17 protein-coding genes are annotated in these 18,738 nt (G+C 71.5%); 11 read left to right on the forward strand and 6 right to left on the reverse strand.

All coding sequences use genetic code 11. The features are described 5' to 3' along the window. Nucleotides 1-289: 289 nt before the first annotated feature. From AAW14_RS13665 to AAW14_RS13710, 10 genes are all read left to right on the forward strand, one after another. On the forward strand, nucleotides 290-1,561 hold the full coding sequence (locus AAW14_RS13665; protein WP_265563609.1) for a DUF5685 family protein: 1,272 nt from the start codon (nucleotides 290-292) through the stop codon (nucleotides 1,559-1,561). 169 nt (nucleotides 1,562-1,730) lie between these two features. Further along, on the forward strand, nucleotides 1,731-3,605 hold the full coding sequence (locus AAW14_RS13670) for a nitrate- and nitrite sensing domain-containing protein (protein ID WP_265563611.1): 1,875 nt from the start codon (nucleotides 1,731-1,733) through the stop codon (nucleotides 3,603-3,605). A 447-nt stretch (nucleotides 3,606-4,052) separates the two neighbouring features. After that, nucleotides 4,053-4,253: a hypothetical protein gene (locus AAW14_RS13675; protein ID WP_265563613.1), complete on the forward strand. Its 201-nt coding sequence runs from the start codon at nucleotides 4,053-4,055 to the stop codon at nucleotides 4,251-4,253. Further along, nucleotides 4,250-6,013 carry an FAD/NAD(P)-binding protein gene (locus AAW14_RS13680; RefSeq protein WP_265563615.1) on the forward strand — a complete coding sequence of 588 codons (1,764 nt, stop codon included), beginning with the start codon at nucleotides 4,250-4,252 and terminating at the stop codon, nucleotides 6,011-6,013. Before AAW14_RS13675 ends, AAW14_RS13680 begins: the two co-directional genes overlap by 4 nt. Before the next feature lie 354 nt (nucleotides 6,014-6,367). Next, nucleotides 6,368-7,186 (forward strand): DUF1684 domain-containing protein, encoded by an 819-nt coding sequence (locus AAW14_RS13685; protein ID WP_265563617.1) that lies wholly within the window; start codon nucleotides 6,368-6,370, stop codon nucleotides 7,184-7,186. Nucleotides 7,187-7,359: 173 nt separating this feature from the next. After that, the gene (locus AAW14_RS13690) at nucleotides 7,360-8,259 is read left to right on the forward strand and encodes a S1 family peptidase (RefSeq protein ID WP_265563619.1); all 900 of its coding nucleotides are present in this window, start codon (nucleotides 7,360-7,362) and stop codon (nucleotides 8,257-8,259) included. Nucleotides 8,260-8,423: 164 nt separating this feature from the next. Further along, nucleotides 8,424-9,338 carry a slipin family protein gene (locus AAW14_RS13695; RefSeq protein ID WP_265563621.1) on the forward strand — a complete coding sequence of 305 codons (915 nt, stop codon included), beginning with the start codon at nucleotides 8,424-8,426 and terminating at the stop codon, nucleotides 9,336-9,338. 274 nt (nucleotides 9,339-9,612) lie between these two features. Then, nucleotides 9,613-10,692: a S1 family peptidase gene (locus AAW14_RS13700; RefSeq protein ID WP_265563622.1), complete on the forward strand. Its 1,080-nt coding sequence runs from the start codon at nucleotides 9,613-9,615 to the stop codon at nucleotides 10,690-10,692. Between the two features lie 240 nt (nucleotides 10,693-10,932). Then, the gene (locus tag AAW14_RS13705; RefSeq protein ID WP_416223297.1) at nucleotides 10,933-11,499 is read left to right on the forward strand and encodes an RNA polymerase sigma factor; all 567 of its coding nucleotides are present in this window, start codon (nucleotides 10,933-10,935) and stop codon (nucleotides 11,497-11,499) included. Further along, the gene (locus AAW14_RS13710) at nucleotides 11,489-12,250 is read left to right on the forward strand and encodes an anti-sigma factor family protein (RefSeq protein ID WP_265563626.1); all 762 of its coding nucleotides are present in this window, start codon (nucleotides 11,489-11,491) and stop codon (nucleotides 12,248-12,250) included. Before AAW14_RS13705 ends, AAW14_RS13710 begins: the two co-directional genes overlap by 11 nt. A gap of 49 nt (nucleotides 12,251-12,299) precedes the next feature. Here the strand turns inward: AAW14_RS13710 and AAW14_RS13715 are convergent, their stop codons facing one another. From AAW14_RS13715 to AAW14_RS13725, 3 genes are all read right to left on the reverse strand, one after another. After that, nucleotides 12,300-13,214 (reverse strand): serine/threonine-protein kinase, encoded by a 915-nt coding sequence (locus tag AAW14_RS13715; RefSeq protein ID WP_265563628.1) that lies wholly within the window; start codon nucleotides 13,212-13,214, stop codon nucleotides 12,300-12,302. Further along, the gene (locus AAW14_RS13720) at nucleotides 13,211-15,073 is read right to left on the reverse strand and encodes an ABC transporter ATP-binding protein (protein WP_265563630.1); all 1,863 of its coding nucleotides are present in this window, start codon (nucleotides 15,071-15,073) and stop codon (nucleotides 13,211-13,213) included. Before AAW14_RS13720 ends, AAW14_RS13715 begins: the two co-directional genes overlap by 4 nt. 68 nt (nucleotides 15,074-15,141) lie before the next feature. Next, nucleotides 15,142-15,291 (reverse strand): hypothetical protein, encoded by a 150-nt coding sequence (locus tag AAW14_RS13725; RefSeq protein WP_265563633.1) that lies wholly within the window; start codon nucleotides 15,289-15,291, stop codon nucleotides 15,142-15,144. A 266-nt stretch (nucleotides 15,292-15,557) separates the two neighbouring features. Here AAW14_RS13725 and AAW14_RS13730 point away from each other — a divergent pair, with 266 nt between their 5' ends. Further along, complete coding sequence (locus tag AAW14_RS13730) at nucleotides 15,558-16,025, forward strand: universal stress protein (RefSeq protein ID WP_265563635.1); 468 nt, start codon at nucleotides 15,558-15,560, stop codon at nucleotides 16,023-16,025. Between the two features lie 33 nt (nucleotides 16,026-16,058). On the opposite strand, the gene AAW14_RS13735 is transcribed toward AAW14_RS13730, so the two are convergent. From AAW14_RS13735 to AAW14_RS13745, 3 genes are all read right to left on the reverse strand, one after another. Next, nucleotides 16,059-17,048, reverse strand: coding sequence for an Acg family FMN-binding oxidoreductase (locus AAW14_RS13735; protein ID WP_265563636.1), 990 nt, complete (start codon nucleotides 17,046-17,048; stop codon nucleotides 16,059-16,061). 298 nt (nucleotides 17,049-17,346) lie between these two features. Then, nucleotides 17,347-18,228, reverse strand: a complete 882-nt coding sequence (locus AAW14_RS13740) for a universal stress protein (protein WP_265563637.1) — start codon at nucleotides 18,226-18,228, stop codon at nucleotides 17,347-17,349. A 39-nt stretch (nucleotides 18,229-18,267) separates the two neighbouring features. Further along, a complete protein-coding gene (locus AAW14_RS13745) occupies nucleotides 18,268-18,561 on the reverse strand; it encodes a DUF1918 domain-containing protein (RefSeq protein ID WP_265563639.1) in 294 nt (97 codons plus the stop codon). Nucleotides 18,562-18,738 lie beyond the last annotated feature (177 nt).

Genomic DNA, 18,738 nt, shown 5'->3' on the forward strand with positions numbered 1-18,738 from the left:
CGCAACCCCATGGTCGTCCATGATGCGGATGTCGCGCCAAGTGGATAGGCGCCGCGCGGGGGTTTCGTGACGGTACTGGTGCACAGCGAATCCGTCGAGAGCCCGCGTGTCCCAAGGGTTCTGCCGCAAACCACTGCTGACTGTGAGTGAAATAGGATTTGTCGCGGCGTACGGGTGACGGCCGGAGCGTACGGGTGAACGAGGTGGCGGATAATGTGCTCTCCGGTGCCTGCGGGAGCGCCCGGGCCGGTGGCGCGGCTCAACGTCGTACGAGGCACGGGGGAGTGTCGTGTTCGGAATGGTCAGGCCCTGCCGTCACCGGCTGAGTGAGCGTCTGAAGACCCAGTGGATGGCGCACTTGTGCGGGCTGTGCCTCGCCCTGCGCCGTGATCACGGCCAGTTCGCCCGGGTGGTCACCAACTACGACGGGCTGCTCATCTCGGTTCTGACGGAGGCTCAGGCCGAGCGGACCAACGGATGGCGCCGCACCGCCGGACCCTGTCCGCTGCGCGGCATGCGCACCGCCTCCGTCGCGCAGGGGGAGGGAGCGCGGCTCGCGGCCGCCGTCTCGCTTGTGCTCGCCTCCGCCAAGGTGCGCGACCACATGGCCGACGGGGACGGGCTGTTGGCGCGCAAACCGGTGGCGCCCGCCGCGCGCCGGGTCGCCGCCAGTTGGGCCAGAGCCGGTGCCCGTACCGGTTCCGATGTCGGGTTCGACACCGCCGTGCTCGTCGACGCAGTGGACCGGCAGGCGGGTATCGAGGCACTCGCCGGGCCCGGCACCCCGATCCTGACCGTCACCGAGCCGACGGAGACCGCCACCGCCGCCGCCTTCGCGCACACGGCGGTGCTGGCCGGGCGCCCCGGCAACGCGGAGCCGCTCGCCGAAGCCGGCCGGCTCTTCGGACGCCTCGCGCATCTGCTGGACGCCGTGGAGGACAGGGAGGCCGACACCGCGTCCAAGGCCTGGAACCCCCTGACGGCCACCGGGACTTCCCTCGCTCGGGCCCGCCGTCTCGCCGACGACGCGCTGCACGGGATACGGCTGGCGCTGCGCGAGGTGGAGTTCACGGACGGCCGGCTCGTCCATGTCCTGCTCGCGCACGAGCTGCGGAACTCCGTCGACCGCGCCTTCGGCACGACCTCCTGCTCGCACACGGCCGAACTGTACGGCCCGCCGCCCTCGGGACCGTACGCGCCGGGTGGACCGTCGGGACCGTACGCGCCGAGTGGACCGTCGGGACCGTATACGCCGAGTGGACCGTCGGGACCGTATGCGCAGGGCGGCCCCGGGGGTCCGGGCGGCCCGCCGTCCCCTGAGCCGCCCCGCGGCAACCGGCGCGGGCTGATCGCGGGCTGCGCCGTGTGGCTGGGACTCGCCTGCACCTGCCGGATGTGCTGCGGCACCTACGAGGACCCGTGGACCGGGGAGCGCAAGGAGGCGTCGCTCTGCGAGGACTGCGGGGACTGCTGCGACTGGTGTCAGTGCTGTGGCGATTGCTGTGGCAATTGTGACGGATGTGATTGCTGCAACGGGTGCGACTGCGGCTGCGACTGCTGACGCGCGGTCTTGCAGGGGTGGCCGGTACCACCCTGGGTGGAAATCGGGTTTCCTCTCCGTAAAACAAGAACATCATCGGGTGACCGGTGTGCCGCGAAGGTCGTTTGCCCGGGGGCAGGACCATGACCACCTTCCCCCCGACACATCGCCCTCCTCCTAAGGCATTTCCGTGGACGTCACACCGCCTTCCCCCACCATCCGCGCCAGGGTCCTGAGGTTTCTGGTGCTCGCCCTGGCCCTCCTGCTCGCCCTGCTCGGCGCGGCCGCCGCCGAGCAGCTCGCCGCCTACCGCAACGCCGCCGCCGCTGCCGACAACGCCCGGCTCGAACTCCTGCTCCAGGGGCTCGTCCACGAGTTGCAGAAGGAACGCGGGCTGACCGTCGGCTACCTGGGCGGCGGGCGCCCGTTCGGCGCTCTGCTGCCCGCACAACGCAGGGCCACGGACGCCGCCCGCGCGCGGCTCGGCAGGGCACTCAGGGGCCGCGAGGACCCGGGCGCCCGCTCGGTGCGGCGGGCACTCGGGCGGCTCGACGGACTCGCCGGGATCCGCCGGCGCGCCGACGACGGCACCGGCGGCATCGAGGACACCTTCGGCCGCCTCACGAACGTCATCACCGTGCTCGGCCGGCTGCGGCCGGGACCCGACGACGTGTACGACGCCCGGCTCCGCGCGGCCTGCCAGGCACTCCAGGTTCTCGGTGACGCCAAGGAGTTCCTCGGCGAGGAGCGCGCCATCGTGCTCGGCTCGGTCCCTGCCGGCCGCTTCCGGCCAGACGGCTACGGCCGCTTCCTGCAGATCCGCGCGGGCAGGCTCGCCGCCCTGGAGAGCTTTCCGCGCTCGGCCACCGGCGCCCAGCAGCGGCGCCTCGACGCGGCGCTCACCACACCCGACGCCGAACGCGCGCTCGCATACGAACGTGTTGCCGTGCATGGCGACGGACGGCTCGACGCCCGTGACATTCCGCCGATGTCGTGGTGGAGGTCCCTGTCCTCCACCATCGACGGGCTGCGCGACGTGCAGATTTCACTGGGCAGGGACATCGAGGGCCGTGCCGCCGCGCTGGAGGGCGCCGCCCGGTGCGATCTGCTGCTGTTCGTGCTGTTCGCGCTCGGCACCGTCGTCACCCTCGGCCATCTCACCCTCGACTGCGTGCGCAGCGTCTCCACACCGCTCGCCGTACTCGCCCGGCAGACGCGTGAGGCGGCCGGTACACGGCTGCCGCGGGCCGTCGCCGCCGTGCGGGACGGCACTCCGGGGGAGATGCCCGGACCCCTCGTGCCGCTCACCGTGCCCGACCGGGCCGGGGCGGAAGTACGCGACGTCGCCGAGGCGTTCGAGCGGGTGCAGCGCCTCGCCTTCGAGTTGGCCACCGAGCAGGCGGTGCTGCGCCGCACCACCGAAAGCCTGCTCGTCGTCGCCGAGGAGACCGCCCCCCGGCCCCGGTCCACCCCGCAGTCCGTCACCGACGTCCTGCGCGCCGCGCTGACCGAGGCAGGGGAGTACCGGCGTGTCAGCCTGCGGCGGATCGAACCGGTCCACATCATCGGGACCGTTGTCACCGAGACCGCCCGTCTGCTCGCCGAGTTGGTCGAGAAGGCGGTGAGCCACTCGCCGCCGGGTTCGGGCATCGCGATCGAGGGGACGCGCACCGGCAGCGGGTATCTCGTGGTGATCGTCGGCCACGGGCCGGACAGGAGAGCCCCGGCGGCGGCCGGGGCCCAGATGGGGCGGTCCGGGACCAGCGGCTTACCGGCCGGATCCGCCGGGTTCCTGGGGGACTTCGCGGTCGGCGCGTTCGCCCGCACGGGCGGGACCGAGGTGCGGCTGGCGCACGCGCCGAGCGCCGGTGTGGTGGCGCGGGTGCTGATCCCGGCGTCACTGCTCGCGGAGCCCCCGGCATCCCGGAAGGCCACTACGGTCGCCGCGACGGAACCCGTCTCGCCGAAGCCCGCCTCTCCGAAACCGGTGCTGCCCGTGCCGCGGGCAGCCACCGAGGACGCCCGCGCGCTGGTGTCCGGGCCCGCGCTGCCCCGAACGCCGTAGACACCCGCCGAGGTGAACAGGGCGCCGATCAGCGCGAAGAGGGGAAGGGATGCGAAGAGGGGAAGGGATGCGAAGAGGGGAGGGGACGCGAACAGGCGAGGGGAGACGCGTGTGAAGGCGCGGGACAACGCGAAAGTCGCTCCGTTGGACCGGGGCGCGCAGCGGGGTCAGCTCAACAGGAGGAGGACCACACGCGACCGAAGTCGATGTGGGAGCGGGTGACCAGCCGCTGCTGTGGATGCATGCGCCAAGTGGAGCAGGCATCCGTTTCCGCGTCAACCGACTTGAGACGCACGGCTCACAGTACGGACGGCCTTGACAGTTGGGGCAAACGCCGCCGTACTCTCGGTGAGCGGCCATGCTGAGGGGCTCGGCCGTACGCGCCCCCGAGGCGCTCGCGTGTGAAGGCACCACCGTGTTCGACCCGACGCATCACGGAGCTTTCGCATGTCCTGCGACACCCCCGCCAAACCGGCCGCGGCAGCCGAAGAAGCCGTACTCCCGCGCATCGTTCCCCGGCTCCACCCCGGCCGGTGGTCCGCGGCCCTCGTCGTCCCTGTCCTGCTCGGGCTCGCCGTCGACGGCGTGGTACGCAACGAACTGCCGCGGCAGAAGTGCTGCGCCCGCGGAGCGGAGCGCACTCGATGAGCATCGGACGCCGTTCGCTGGTGATCGTGGGAGCCGGGCCGCGGGGGACCGGTCTCCTGGAGCGGATCGCGGCCAACGCGCCCGAGCTGTACGCCGGTTCGCCGCTCGACGTGCACCTGGTGGACCCGCATCCGCCCGGCGGCGGACGCATCTGGCGCGAGGCCCAGTCACCGCTGCTGTGGATGAACTCCCACGCCGAGGACGTCACCATGTTCACCGACGAGACGGTGCCGATGCAGGGCCCGGTCCGCGGGGGCCCGACCCTGCACGAATGGGCCGGAGTCGACGGGCGTCTCTTCGCCGGGCGGCAGCGGCAGGGCGCCTATATGCGCTGGGTGTACGAGCAGACGGTCGCCGCCCTGCCACCGGACGTCCGCGTCCACCACCACCCCCGTCTCGCGATACGGGTCGACGGTCCCCGCGACGGGCGGCAGCGGGTCTGGCTGGAGGGACGCGCCGAACCGCTCCTCGCCGATCTCGTCGTCCTCACGCTGGGCCACCTCGACGCCGAACTCGACGACGAACAGAGTGCGTTGGCGTCCTACGCGCGCGCCCACGGCCTGGTCCACCTGCCGCCCGACTTCACGGCCGACAGCGATCTGTCCCCGCTGAAGGCGGGCGAACCGGTCCTCGTCCGCGGCTTCGGACTCGCCTTCGTGGATCTCATGGTGCTGCTCACCGAGGGGCGCGGCGGACGCTACGAGGGGGACGTCTATGTCCCTTCCGGACGCGAACCGGTCCTGTACGTCGGCTCCCGGCGTGGTGTCCCCTACCACTCGAAGATCGGCTATGACTGGACGGGGGAGAGGCCGCCACTGCCCCGGTTCTTCGGGCCGGCCGAGGTCGACGCGCTGCTGGCGCGCCCGGGCGGCTTCGACTTCCGGCGCGATGTGTGGCCGCTGATCGAGAAGGAGCTGGGCTTCGCCAACTACCACCGGCTGTTCACCGCCCACCCCGAGCGCACCACCGTCGCCTGGCGGGACTTCGAGGAGAAGTTCGCGGTGGCCGGCCCCGCGTCGCTGCCGGCGCTGGTGGCCGCCGCCGTGCCCGACCCGTCCGACCGGCTCGACCTCGCCGCGCTCGACCAGCCGCTGGACGGGCTGCGATACCGGTCGTACGACCAACTCCAGGACGGTCTGCGGGCCTACATCGAGGCGGACCTGAAGAGACGCCACGACCCTGCCCGCAGCCCGGACCTGGCGGTCTTCCTGGGGCTGCTGTCCGTCTACGGCCAGTTGGTGCGGCTCGGGGACATCGGGTCCCGGTGGCACGGCTTCTTCAGCCATCTGGCGTCCGGGCCGCCCGGGCCGAGGCTGCGGCAGATGCTCGCCCTCTCCCGCGCGGGAGTTCTCGGCTTCCTCGGCGCCGGTATGACCGTCACCGCCGAGGACGGGGTTTTCCGGGCGGCGAGCGCCACCGTGCCCGGCGCGCGCGTAGAGGCCCGCGCACTGGTCGAGGCGCGGCTGCCGCTCCCCACCCTCGAGCGCACCCGCGACCGCCTGCTGCGGCAGCTGTACGCGGACGGGGCCGCCGGCACCGCCGGGGGACTGCTCGCCGTGGACCCCGCCGACGGGCGGGTCCTGGACCGGTCCGGCCGGCCGCATCCGCGCCGCTTCGCGCTCGGACCGCACACCGACGCCCGGGGCTCCGGCGCGTTCACCCGGCCCCGAACCGGCGGGCCCGCCTTCCGGCAGAACGACGCGGCGGCGCGGGCCGCGCTCACTTTCCTGCGCGACCTGTCCTGTCGCGCCGCGGCCTGAGCGCGACCGCACCGCCCGCTTCCTGCAACGCCTCCGACGACGACTCCTCCCAGGAACCTCCATGAGTACGTCACTCACACAGGAACGGCCACGCCCGCCTGCCCGGTTGTGTTCGCGGACGCCGGACGCATCGTCACTCCCGAGGCCGTCGCCCCGAGATGGACGAGTTCGTCCGGACGGACGCGGCCGATGGGTTCATCCTCGTACCCCATCTCATGCCGGGCGGACTCGACGAGTACGTGGACCGGGGCGTGCCGTTGCTCCAGGAGCGCGGCGACTTCCGCCCGGAAGGCACGGGAACCACGCTGCGCTCGCACCTCGGGCCGGCGGATCCGATATGGAAGGGTTCATCACATGACGACGGACGCATCCGACGAGTGGAAGCAGTGGCACGAGCACCGCACCGCACAGGTGTCGGAGCCCTACGGGCCGCTCGCGCTGACGGGCACCTACTGGCTGGAGGACTATCCGGAGGGTCGAATTCCGGACATCCCCGGGAACTGGACGGCCGACGAGGACGCGGTGGTGCTGACGGCCGCCGAGGACGACGGCCTGACCGTCGACGGAAAGCCCTTCAGCGGTGGGATCCGCCTGGACGCCGACCCCGGACCCGTGGCCGCGGCCCGGGTCGCGGCCGGTGGGCGCCGGCTGGCCGTCCTCGTCCGCGAGGGCGTCTGGGGCGTGCGCGACTACGACCCCGACGCCCCGGGCCGCCGGGCCTTCCAGGGCATCGATGCCACGCCCCACGATCCGCGCTGGTCGGTCGAGGGGCACTTCACCCCCTACGGCGAGGACCGCACCGTACGCGTGGAGAACGCCGACGGGCGGCACCGCGGGCTCGGTCTCGGCGGTGTGCTCGCCTTCACGCTCGACGGGCAGGACCTCACCCTCCAGGTGTCGGTCCAGGACGACGGCTCCCTGTGGGCCGTCTTCGCCGACGCCACCAGCGAGGACACCAGCTACCGCTTCCGGTTCCTGCGGCCGCCGGCACCCGATGCCGACGGGCGTACGACGGTGGACTTCAACCGGGCGCTGCTCCCGCCGTGCGCCTTCGCGGACCATTTCATCTGCCCCTTCCCGCCGCCGGGCAACACGCTGGGCATCGCAGTCGAGGCGGGGGAGCGGACCCTGCTCCGGAGAAATCCCAGTGCGTCTGGGCCGTCGGTAAGTTGAACGCTGCACGGCCGAAAGGCGCCTTGCGCCGGTCGGCCACGCGGCCGAATACTCCCCCACAGCGCTTGTCAGGGGCACGGCTCGTCCGAAATCCGGGCAAGTCGCCCCTGGCTGCGCCTCACGGGCCCCAACTCCCCACCCGGGCCCCCGACTTCCCTTGGAGGGAACGAAAAGTGAGGATCAAGCGCACCACCCCCACAAGCGGTATCGCGAGACGGACCCGGCTGATCGCCGTGGCAGCCGGTCTCGTGGCCGCGGCCGCGTTCGCCGTCCCCAGCGCGAGCGCCGGCGAGGCACGGACCTTCAGCGCGAACCAACTCACCACGGCGAGCGACTCGGTGCTCAAGTCCGATGTCGCGGGCACCGCCTGGGCCGTCGATCCCAAGACGAACCGCGTTGTCGTCACCGTCGACAGCAGGGTCTCCCCGGCCGAGATCGCGAAGATCAAGCAGGCGGCCGGGAGCAACGCCGGCGCGCTCACCATCAAGCACACCGCGGGCAGTTTCAACAAGCTGATCTCCGGCGGCGACGCCATCTACGGCGGCCAGTACCGCTGCTCGCTCGGCTTCAACGTGCACAGCGGAAGCACCTACTACTTCCTGACCGCCGGCCACTGCGGGCAGGTGGCCTCCACCTGGTACGCCAACTCCGGCCACAGCACGGTGCTGGGCTCGAACGTCAGCTACAGCTTCCCGGGCAACGACTACGCCCTGGTGCGCTACACCAACTCCTCGATCGCGCACCCGAGCGCGGTCGGCAGTCAGACCATCACCCGCGCGGCCACCCCGAGCGTCGGCACGACCGTCTACCGGCGCGGCTCCACGACCGGTACTCACAGCGGCCGGGTCACCGCCCTGAACGCCACCGTCAACTACGGCGGCGGAGACATCGTCCACGGCCTCATCCAGACCACGGTCTGCGCCGAGGGCGGCGACAGCGGCGGTCCCCTCTACGCGGGCACCACGGCCTACGGTCTGACCTCCGGCGGCAGCGGCGACTGCACCTTCGGCGGCACGACCTTCTTCCAGCCGGTCACCGAGGCCCTCAGCGCCTATGGCGTGAGCGTCGGCTGACGCTCCGGCCCCCTTACCGCAGCCAGCGGCAGGCGAGCCCCCGTACCCATGTGGTGTGCGGGGGCTCGCCCTTGCCCGAGAACCGGCGTTACCGTCGAAGGGCACGCGCGGCACATCCGCGCGTACTCCCTTGACACGCCTACTTCGGACCCCGGGGGGCCGGCATGGTCGAGGAGCTGGTGACGGCAGGAGTGGCCCTCGCCTCCGGCGGGGCCGTCTGCGCGATGGCGGCGGCCCGGGTCGTCAAACAGTACGAGCGGGGAGTGGTGTTCCGCCTCGGGCGGCTCAGGCCCGAGGTGCGCGGGCCCGGGTTGACGATGGTCGTGCCCTTCGTCGACCGGCTGCGGAAGGTCAACATGCAGATCGTGACGATGCCGGTGCCCGCGCAGGAGGGCATCACCCGGGACAATGTCACGGTGCGCGTGGACGCCGTCGTCTACTTCAGGGTGACCTCACCCGCCGACGCGATCGTCCGGGTCGAGGACTACCGGTTCGCCGTCTCGCAGATGGCGCAGACCTCGCTCAGGTCCATCATCGGCAAGAGTGAGCTGGACGATCTGCTCTCCAACCGCGAAAGGCTCAACCAGGGGCTGGAATTGATGATTGACAGCCCGGCGGTGGAGTGGGGCGTCACCATCGACCGGGTCGAGATCAAGGATGTGTCGCTGCCGGAGACCATGAAGCGGTCCATGGCGCGGCAGGCGGAGGCCGACCGGGAGCGGCGTGCCCGTGTCATCAACGCCGACGCGGAGCTCCAGGCCTCCAGGAAGCTGGCGGAGGCGGCGCAGCAGATGGCCGACACGCCCGCCGCGCTGCAACTGCGGCTGCTGCAGACCGTGGTGGCGGTCGCGGCGGAGAAGAACTCCACACTCGTGCTGCCCTTCCCGGTGGAACTGCTGCGGTTCCTGGAGCGGGCGCAGCAACAGGTCGAGGCGGCACCCCGGCAGGCGGCCGGGGCAGCCCCGGCGGAGCGGCAAGCGGTGCCCCAGGTGGGCGCGCAATCGGTGCGGGAGCAACTCCCTTCCGTCACTCCCCTTCCGGACTCCGACCCCGAAGGGGCTGGATCCGGACAGGACTAGACCTCGCCGGCCGCACAGGGATAACCCTCGCACGGCCTTTGCAGTGGAAATCGAGTCGGGGCGACCTGTGCGGTCAGGGCGCGCGGGGGGCGCGCCCGTTGGCGCATGCGCGTCCTGAAGTCGACCTTGTGTGCTCCCTGTGAGCCTCGGAATAGTGGGCGGAACACCATGGGCGCGGACCGGCTGTGACATGCGCCGTTTCCGTATCCCTACGCCTTCCGGCCGTGGCGGTCCCCACAACCTCCGCGGTCGACCCCCCACAGGAGGACGTGACTTGAAGCACCGACGCATACCCAGGCGGCGGGCCGCCCTGGCGGGCGCGGGTGTCGCCGCGCTGATCGCCGCAGGCGTCACATTCCAGAACGCGAACGCGAGTGAGACCACGTCGGCCGAGGCGCCCCACACCCTCTCGGTCGCCGCGGCCGGAAAGCTCGCCTCGACGCTCGGCAAGGACCTGGGCGCCGACTCGGCCGGAACGTATTACGACGCGAACGCGAAGAACCTCGTCGTGAACGTGCTCGACGAGACGGCCGCCAGGACGGTCGAGGCGGCCGGGGCCAAGGCGAGAATCGTCCAGAACTCCCTGGCCGAACTCGCGGGCGCAAGCATCACGCTGAAGAAGGACGCGACCATCCCGGGCACCTCCTGGACGACCGACCCCAGGAGCAACAAGGTCGTCGTCACGGCCGACAAGACCGTCTCGGCGGCCGAGTGGGCCAAGCTCACCAAGGTGGTCGGCGGACTCGGCGGCAAGGCCGAACTCAAGCGCTCCAAGGGGGAGTTCAAGCCCTTCGTCGCGGGCGGCGACGCGATCACCGGGTCCGGCGGGCGCTGCTCGCTGGGCTTCAACGTGGTCAAGGGCGGTCAGCCGTACTTCATCACCGCAGGCCACTGCACCTCGGCGATCTCCAGCTGGTCGGACTCCAGCGGCAAGGTGATCGGCCAGAACGAGAAGTCGGACTTCCCCGGCCATGACTTCGGTCTGGTCAAGTACGCCGCGAACGTCGACCACCCGAGCACGGTCGACCTCTACAACGGCTCCACGCAGCAGATCACCAAGGCGGCGGACGCGACCGTCGGCGAGAAGGTGACCCGCAGCGGCTCGACGACCCATGTGCACTCCGGCACGGTCACCGGCCTGAACGCCACCGTGAACTACTCGGAGGGCAGCGTCAGCGGCCTCATCCAGACCGACGTCTGTGCCGAGCCCGGTGACAGCGGCGGCTCGCTGTTCGACGGTGACGCCGCGATCGGCCTCACCTCCGGCGGCAGCGGCGACTGCACCTCGGGCGGCCAGACGTTCTTCCAGCCGGTCACCGCGGCGCTCGCGGCCTTGGGCGCCCAGATCGGCTGACCCTCCCGCAGGCCCGGCGAGGTCCCGCTCCCGTACGCCCGGGGGCGGGGCCCTCGTGCGTCGGGAGGCGGGCGCTCGTATGTGCGGGGGCGGGACTTGTCGTACGTCGGGGGCGGGCGCTCGTATGTGCGGGACGGGTGCCGGCCGAGGGAGAATGGAAGGGTGATCTCCCGTAACGGCCGGGCAATCCCCTGGCGGCGGCGGATCGTATGTACGGGTGTGCAGAGGTTTCGGTTCCCCGTGGGCCGTCTCCCGGACGAGGCTCTGCTGTCCGGGCTGGCCACCGGTGACCCGGAGCTCGCGGTCACATTCGTACGGAGGTTCCAGCACAGGGTCTTCGGTGTCGCTCTGGCCGTCACCGGGGATCCGCAGCTCGCCGAGGACATCGCCCAGCAGACCTTCGAGCGTGCGTGGCGCCATGCACAGATGTACGACTCGCGGCGCGGTTCGGTGACGACGTGGCTGACGACCATCGCCCACAACCTCGCCATCGACGCCGTCCGCTCCCGGCGTCCGGAGCCGCTGGCGCCCGAAGACCTCGACGCGGTCCTGGACGTCGTCAGCGAGACACCCGAGCAGCAGGCGCTGGCGGACGAGGCGTCGTCCCGGCTGCGGGCCGCCGTGGCGGAGCTGCCGCGCGAACAGGCCCGAGCCCTGGTGATGGCGGGCATCTACGGAATGACGGCCCAGCAGGTCGCCGACTGGGAGCACATCCCGCTGGGCACCGCCAAGACGCGTATCAGGACGGCGATGGGAAAGCTGCGGACCACGCTCGCGTCTCCGAAGCGAGGCGACCATGACCCATGACGTGACCTGCGAGAAGCTACGGGAGATCGGCGCCGAGCTGGCCCTCGGCGTGCTGCCCGCCCGGGAGCGGGCCGAGGCGGTCGCCCATCTGGACGGCTGCGCGGACTGCCGCGAGTACATCGAACACCTCACCCTCGTGGGCGACCGGCTGATCGGCCTGCTGCCGGGCAGCGAGCCGCCGGTCGGGTTCGAGAGCCGGGTGGCGCACGCGCTGACGCAGGCGGCGCCGTCGCACGAGGGGCGTTCGCACGCCCGCGGGTCCGGCATCGTGTACAAGGGCGTGGGGGGCCGGATACGGCTGAGGGCCGCGTCCGCCGTGGCCGCGCTCGCACTTTCCGTCGGGTTCGGCGGCTGGGCGGTCGGCACGGCGATCGAGGGCATCCTGGCCGGCCCCTCCGGGCCCGCCGAGGTCGCGACGGGCATGCTGTGGGGAGGGCTGACCTCCGCCCGGTCGCTGGGGAAGCCGACCGGTGAGGTCTACGCCCACCCGGGGTCTCCGGGCTGGGTCTACATGTCCGTCGACCTGGCCGACGCCGGTACCCCGTACAGCGGCAAGGTCTCCTGCCAGCTGACGCGCCATGACGGCACCACCGTCAAGGTGGGCAGCTTCACGCTGCACAAGGGATACGGCTACTGGGGGAGCCCGGCCCCGGTCGACCCTTCGGCGCTCACCGGCGCCCGGCTGACGACGTCCGACGGCTCCGTGCTCGCCACGGCCCACTTCAGGTCGGTTGATCAGGACTTGGCGTAGCCCGACGGGTCGCCGAGCATGCGGTGCCCCGCGAGAGGGGCGGCGCATCTCAGGTCCGGGCGGCGTGGATCGCCCGCCCCGGGAGCATCGCGCCGAGGGCCCTGGCCACCTCCGGGACCGTGGGACGGGTCGACGGGTCGTCCCGCAGACAGCCGTCGATGGCCGCGTCGAGAGCGCGCGGCAGGCGACGCCGCGACGCGATCGGCGGCGCAGCTGCCTCGAGCTGCGGATACCAGTCGTCCCGGGCTCCCGGGGCGCTGTCGTCGCCCGCCTCCGCGGTTCGCGTGCCCGAGCTCTCCTCCACCGTTTCTCCGCGGTCGAAGGGCACGTCGCCGGCGGCCACCTCGTACAGGGTGATGCCGATGCCCCAAACGTCGGCCGCGCTCGACAGCTGTCCGCCGCGCGCCTGCTCCGGTGCGAGATAGCAGAACGTGCCCACGCCGGGCGGAGCGGATCCGGGCGGCCTGGCCACGCTGAGGTCCAGCACCTTGGCGTGTCCGCGCTCCACCACGACGTTGGAGGGCTTGAGGTCCAGGTGCAGCAAGCCCTGACCGTGCAGGTAGTGGACCGCGGAACACAGCTGCACACCGAGGAGTGCCACGTCGAGGGCGGCCGGCCGGCGCCGCAACCGGTGGATGAGGTGGGACAGCGTCTCCCCGGTCAGGGTCTCCAGGACGACGAGCGGCTCGGGCGACTCGAAGATCTCGTACGCGCGTACCAGGTGCGGATGAGTGAAGGCCCGCAGCCAACGGCCCTCCCGCAGCAGCCGGTCACGCAGCCGCGCCTCGTCACGCCGGTCCGGACGCACCATCTTGATGACGCACCGGCAGGCCCGCTCCTCGCTCCAGGAGTCGTACAGGTCAAGCCATCCCGTACGGGCCAGGTGCCCCAGGACCTCGTAGCCCGGGACCGGACGAATGCCCGGATCCAGGGGCGGGGCCGGTGCCGCCCATGCAACGGTCATGACGGCACCGTCCCCCGGTCGAAGGAGCCCGCCGGGGCGGCAGTGGTCACGGCGTGCAGCCGGTGGAGCCGGGCGTAGGTCCCGCCGCGCCCGAGCAGGTCGTCGTGGGTCCCGGACTCGACGACCCGGCCGCGGTCGAGTACCACGATCCGCGTGGCGTCCCGGACGGTGAGCAGGTTGTGCGAGATGACGATCGTGGTCCGCCCGGCCATGAGGCGGCGCAGTGGCTCCATGATCCTCAGACCCGACTCGACGTCGAGTCCGGTGGTCGGTTCGTCCAGGAGCAGCACCGGCGCGTCCCTGATCATTGCGCGCGCGATGGCCAGACGCCGGCGCTGTCCGCCGGACAGCGTCCGGCCGCGCTGGCCGACCACCGTGTCGTAGCCATCCGGAAGCTGCTGGACGAACTCGTGGGCGTCGGCGGCGCGCGCCGCCGCGACGATCTCCGCCTCCGTCGCGTCGGGACGGCCGTAGGCGATGTTCTCCCGCACCGTGTCGTGGAGGACGAGCGTCTCCTGCAGGACCACCGCGACGTTCTCCCGCACATCGGACAGGAGCAGGTCCCGCAGATCGACCCCGTCGAGAAGGACCGCACCGTGATCGGGGTCGTAGAAACGCAGCTGCAGCTTCGCGACCGTGGACTTGCCGGCCCCGCTCGCCCCGACCAGCGCCAGGCACTCGCCGGGGGCGGCATGGAACGAAACACCGGACAGCGCCCGGCGCGGGCTGCCGGGATAGTGAAAGGACACGCCGTCGAACTCGACGTCACCCCGCGCCCGGCCGAGCCGCCGGGCGCCGGTGGCCTCGACGACCTGGGGCCGCTGGTCCATGAGCTCGATGATGCGTTCCGCGGAGGCCGAAGCGGCGTAGAAGGTGTTGCCCAGGCGGGACAGGTCCCGCACCGGGCTGTAGAGCTTGCCGATCAGTGCCAGGAACACCAGCAGTCCGCCCAGGGTGAGCTGCCCCTGCGCCAGTTTCCAGGTGCCGAGGGCCATGACGGCGAGGACGCCGGACACCTCGATGACCTCGACGAGCGATCCGTAGACGGCACGGATCCGTGCCGACGCCATCGCGGCATGGAACTTGCCGAGGTTCTCGCGCTCGAAGCGGCGCTCCTCCCGGCCCTGCCGGTTGTACGCCTGGACGAGGACCACGTTGGACAGCGACTCCTCGGCGACCGCGCTGAGCGACCCGCTGCGGCGTCTGCGCTCCCGTGACGCCTCCTTGATCAGCCGGGAGAAGTGCCGGGCGGCGCGCCAGAACAGCGGCACGATGACGAGCGCGAGGAGCGTCAGATCCCATCGGAGGTAGAAGAGCAGACCGAGGAACACGCCGAGCCGGATCACCTGGTAGAGGCCGTCGGCCACGCCCGAGAGCAGGAACGTCTCGACCGCGTCCACGTCACCGGTGACACGCGACAGCACGTCCCCGAGCCGCCGCCGCTCGAAGAACCCGAGCGAGAGACCCTGGACGTGCCGGAACACATCGGAGCGCAATGTCAGCAGGAACCGCTCGCTGACCCATGTCGACGTCACGTCGTCGGCGAACCCGATGATCCCGGAGCCGACGATGAGCGCCAGATAGGTCGGGGCGATCCAGAGGAACGGCCTGATATCTCGTGGGACGAGCACGTCGTCCACCATGATCTTGAAGAGCCACAGTTCGGCCGCGTCGAAGAGGGGCCCGATCAGGCTGACGAGGACCAGAGGGACGAGCCAGCGCCGACGCCCGCGGGTGTAGGGCCAGAATCGCCGGAACACCTCGCGCGGGGGCAACGGCGGCGCGCCGGCGACCACGGCATCGCCGTCCCCGCGCACCGACAGCAGACGCCGCAGTACATGCCGCGGGACACGCACCATGGCATGCGTCCCTCAGGTGATGGACGACGGAACGGACCGGGCCTCATGGTCACCGGTCCGTTTCGCCTTCAGTAGCGGTGACCGAACTCGTGGTCTTCGTCGCCGTGGTCACGGTGACGGTGACGGCGCCTCCGCATCGAGGTCTCGTCGTGCTCCGAGGTTCCTTCGTCCCGGTGGTCACGGTGTTTGGCAGGAAAGAGATCACTGAAGATCGCCATTGCGTTCCTCCTGAAACTTGTCCCGTACCGGATACGTTTCAAGGCGGAACTTGGATGGCGTTTCCCGCAAGTCGGAGAGATTTCTCTCCCGGGCAGGGCAACTTCCCGTTCGCGGCAGCCCGCCAGGGGCCGATCGGCCCACTGAGCGGCGCATACGGCCCACTCGGCCGCCCATCCCTGGCGTACCGCCACGGAGACGCGCAGCGTGGAGGTGAAGGACGGCATGCGGCGTGGTCGGCGAGAGGGCCGCAGGAGAGGTGAGAAGTATGGGTACGGACACTTCCAGTCCTCGTGTCGTGGTCGGCGTCGACGGTTCGCCGTCCTCGCACGCGGCACTCCGCTGGGCCGTGCGGTACGCCGACCTGATCGGGGGCACCGTGGACGCGGTGGCGGCGTGGGACTTGCCGGGCGCGTACGGCTGGTCGGCTCTGGCCGTGGACGCCGACTTCGACGAGGCCAGTGCCCGGCAACGGTTGAACCAGGAGTTGAACGATGTGCTGGGAGCCGAGGGAGCCGCCTCAGTCAGGGCGCTATTGGTATGTGGAAACACCGTCGACGTGCTTCTGACGGCCGCCGAGGAGGCCGAAGCCCTGGTGGTGGGCAGCAGGGGGCGGGGCGGGTTCGCGCGAGCGCTGCTGGGTTCCGTCAGCCAGCACGTCGCTCACCATGCGAGGTGCCCGGTTGTCATCGTGCGCCCGGAGTCCCGAGGAGGGCGGTCCGGCAGGCGAGCATGACCCGGTCGGCCCGCATGGCCGGACGCCCGAGAGCTAGAGGATGTCGAGCACCTCGGCCACTGCTCGGCGCGGAGTCGGGTGGCCTTCGGGGCCGTAGCCCAGGCGGATCACCATCTGTACGTGACCCAGGGCCGATGTCGGGTCACGCACCGCCCACCGGAGCTCCGGCCATTCGAGAGCCTGTGAGGTCAGGGACGCGACGAGGCCGTCCAAGGTGGCCTGAAGCAGGACCCGCTCCAGTGCCTGGCCTGCCCGTAGCCAGTCCAGCGGTCGGTCCTCGGCCGTACCGAGCAGGGCGATGTGCGGCTCCTTCTCGAACGGGGCCCAACCGCGACCGGGTACCGACCGGCCGGCGGCGAAGTCCCGCACGGGTGAACTGGCTCCCCACTGGCCGGGGCCGAACGCCTCTGCGGGGATCCCGTCGGAAGCCGTGCTCTCCCCGACGGGCTCCGTACGGGCCCAGCGCGCTGTTTCGCCACGGATACCAGGGTCCCGTGCTTCGCGGTATTCCGCGTCGTGCACCAGATCCAGCACCGACCGTACATGCCAGGCGTCGGGGAAGAGCAAGCGCGCGCCTTCCAGGCGGGCCGCACCACACAGTCCGTCCTCCAGCGCGGCCGGTATGTCCTCCTCGAGGAAGGGGTGGCGGCTCGTGTGGCGCCGGTGGATCGCTGGGTGGAGGAGAGCGAGGGCGTCGTCGGTTCGTGCGGTCCCGGTGAGATCCACCTCGCCCAGCAGCGCGGGGTCGGCTGAGTCGGGCAGGAGGCGGACGGTGGTCTCCCGGCCTGCGGCCGCGGCGGCCACCCGCAGGTTGAACAGTGCGGCACCGCAGCCCAGGTGCAGGTTGCGCCCGTCGGGGTCGGTCTGCGGGAGCGTGCGTTCGAGGTCGGCGTACAGCTGCAGAATGCCGCGATCGCGCAGGAACCGGAACTTCCAGGGCTGGGCGTTGTGCAGTGACGGGGCCGCCGTGGCGTCCTCGACGAATGCGGTGACGGCGGTCGTCTCCAGGGGTGGTACGGCCACTGGACGCCTCCCTTCAGGAGCGGCCCACATTGCCTCGGCCATGTCTTCGGACGAGACGGTCGACCACTTCCCAGGCTGGGGGTGCGTGGCCTGGCGGGGGAGGGGCCGCACGGACCTCCTCGGGGGCCGAGTGGGCCCGCGTCCAGGCGACGTTCTGCAGAAGCGGGCTTCGGCTCCCGGCTGCGGGGCAGCTTGGGCCGTATTACCGGAACCGCCGTGACCGGCCTGCCGATGTGTTGGGCGGGACGCCCTGACCGTCACGGCGTCAGGGAGCAATACGGGCCGGTTGCCACTCGGCTCACACCGAAGTGTGCGGCACGGCGACGACGGGGCAGCGGGCGTAGCGCAGTACGCCCTGGCTCACCGAGCCCAGCAGCATGCCGGCGAAGCCACCGTGGCCCCGGGTTCCCACCACCAGGCCCAGCGCGTGCGCGGACTCCTCGGCCAGCACCTTGACGGGATGACCGCTGAGCAGCTCGTGATGCAACTCCACGTCCGGGTACGCGGCGCCGCGGCCGGCAACGGTCTCGGAGAGCAGACGGCGGCACTCCTGCTGCACCGCGTATTCGTCGAAGACCCTCAGCGGGCCCGGCTGCCAGACGTACAGCGCCCGCAGGGCCGCGCTGCGCAGGGCGGCCTCCTCGAAGGCGAAGTCGACGGCGGCGGCGGACTGCGCGCTGCCGTCCACGCCCACAACGAAGTACGCGGGCTGCTGGGTGACGTGCTCCGGCTCCGGCACGACCACCACGGGGCAGTGGGCATGCGCCATGACGGGCAGGGCGACCGAGGCGGTGCCGGACACATCCTTCAGCCGGCCCAGGTGCCAGGAACCCAGAACGACGGCCGTCGCATCGTGGCTCTGCTCCCGCAGGATCCACGCCGGGTTCCCCTCGGCGAGCAGCGCGGACACCTCGACCTGCGGCTGCCGCGCCTCGGCGAAGATCACCGCCTCCTTGAGCACTCGCTCACCAGCCTCGTGCAGTGCCTGGTTCCACTCCTCCCAGGAGGGCGGCACATACCCCCTGCGGACGCCCGGGGTCGGCACGCCCTCGGCGTGTACCAGACGCAGAGGCACCCGGCGGCGGGCGGCCTCGTCGGCCGCCCAGGCCAGCGCCATCCGCTTCGTGGGGTCGGGGTCGACACCGACTACGACCGGCCGGTGATCAGAGGGTCGGGCCATCGTCGTCTCCAGCCGTTCGCCGACACGTTGACGAAGACGTCATGAACCGCGTTCATCGGATGTCCGGGTACGCGCGAGGCGCCTGACGTACGCGTCGGGACCGGGGAAGTACAGCGTCACCCGGCTGCTGTCCGACCAGCGCACGTCGAACGGGGGGCTGCCGTCGGGGTGGTGGACGCCGACGACCTCACCCTCTCGGGCGATGACGCCGGGGCCGGCGCCGCGTACGACGATCTCGTCACCGACGTGGGCACGCATGCCGTCGCCTCTCGCCTGGGCAGGTGGCAGGTCCGTCCTCGGGTGGCCCTTCTCGGTCGGGGCGGGTGCGGTCATGTCGTCCTCGCCTCCTCGGCGCGGTGGCGGACAGGGCTCTGCACGCTCTTTCATGCAAAGCCGGTCGGTGCGATGTCACCAGGGGCCGTTGGTCCCCGGACCGGGGACTGTCGGGCCACTGTGCGACGCGTGGGCCCATACGCCCCGGTCCGGTCGTACCGCTGCGTCGCGGGCTCC

It is taken from the genome of Streptomyces hygroscopicus (assembly GCF_026168105.1).
Taxonomy (GTDB): Bacteria; Actinomycetota; Actinomycetes; order Streptomycetales; family Streptomycetaceae; genus Streptomyces; species Streptomyces hygroscopicus_D.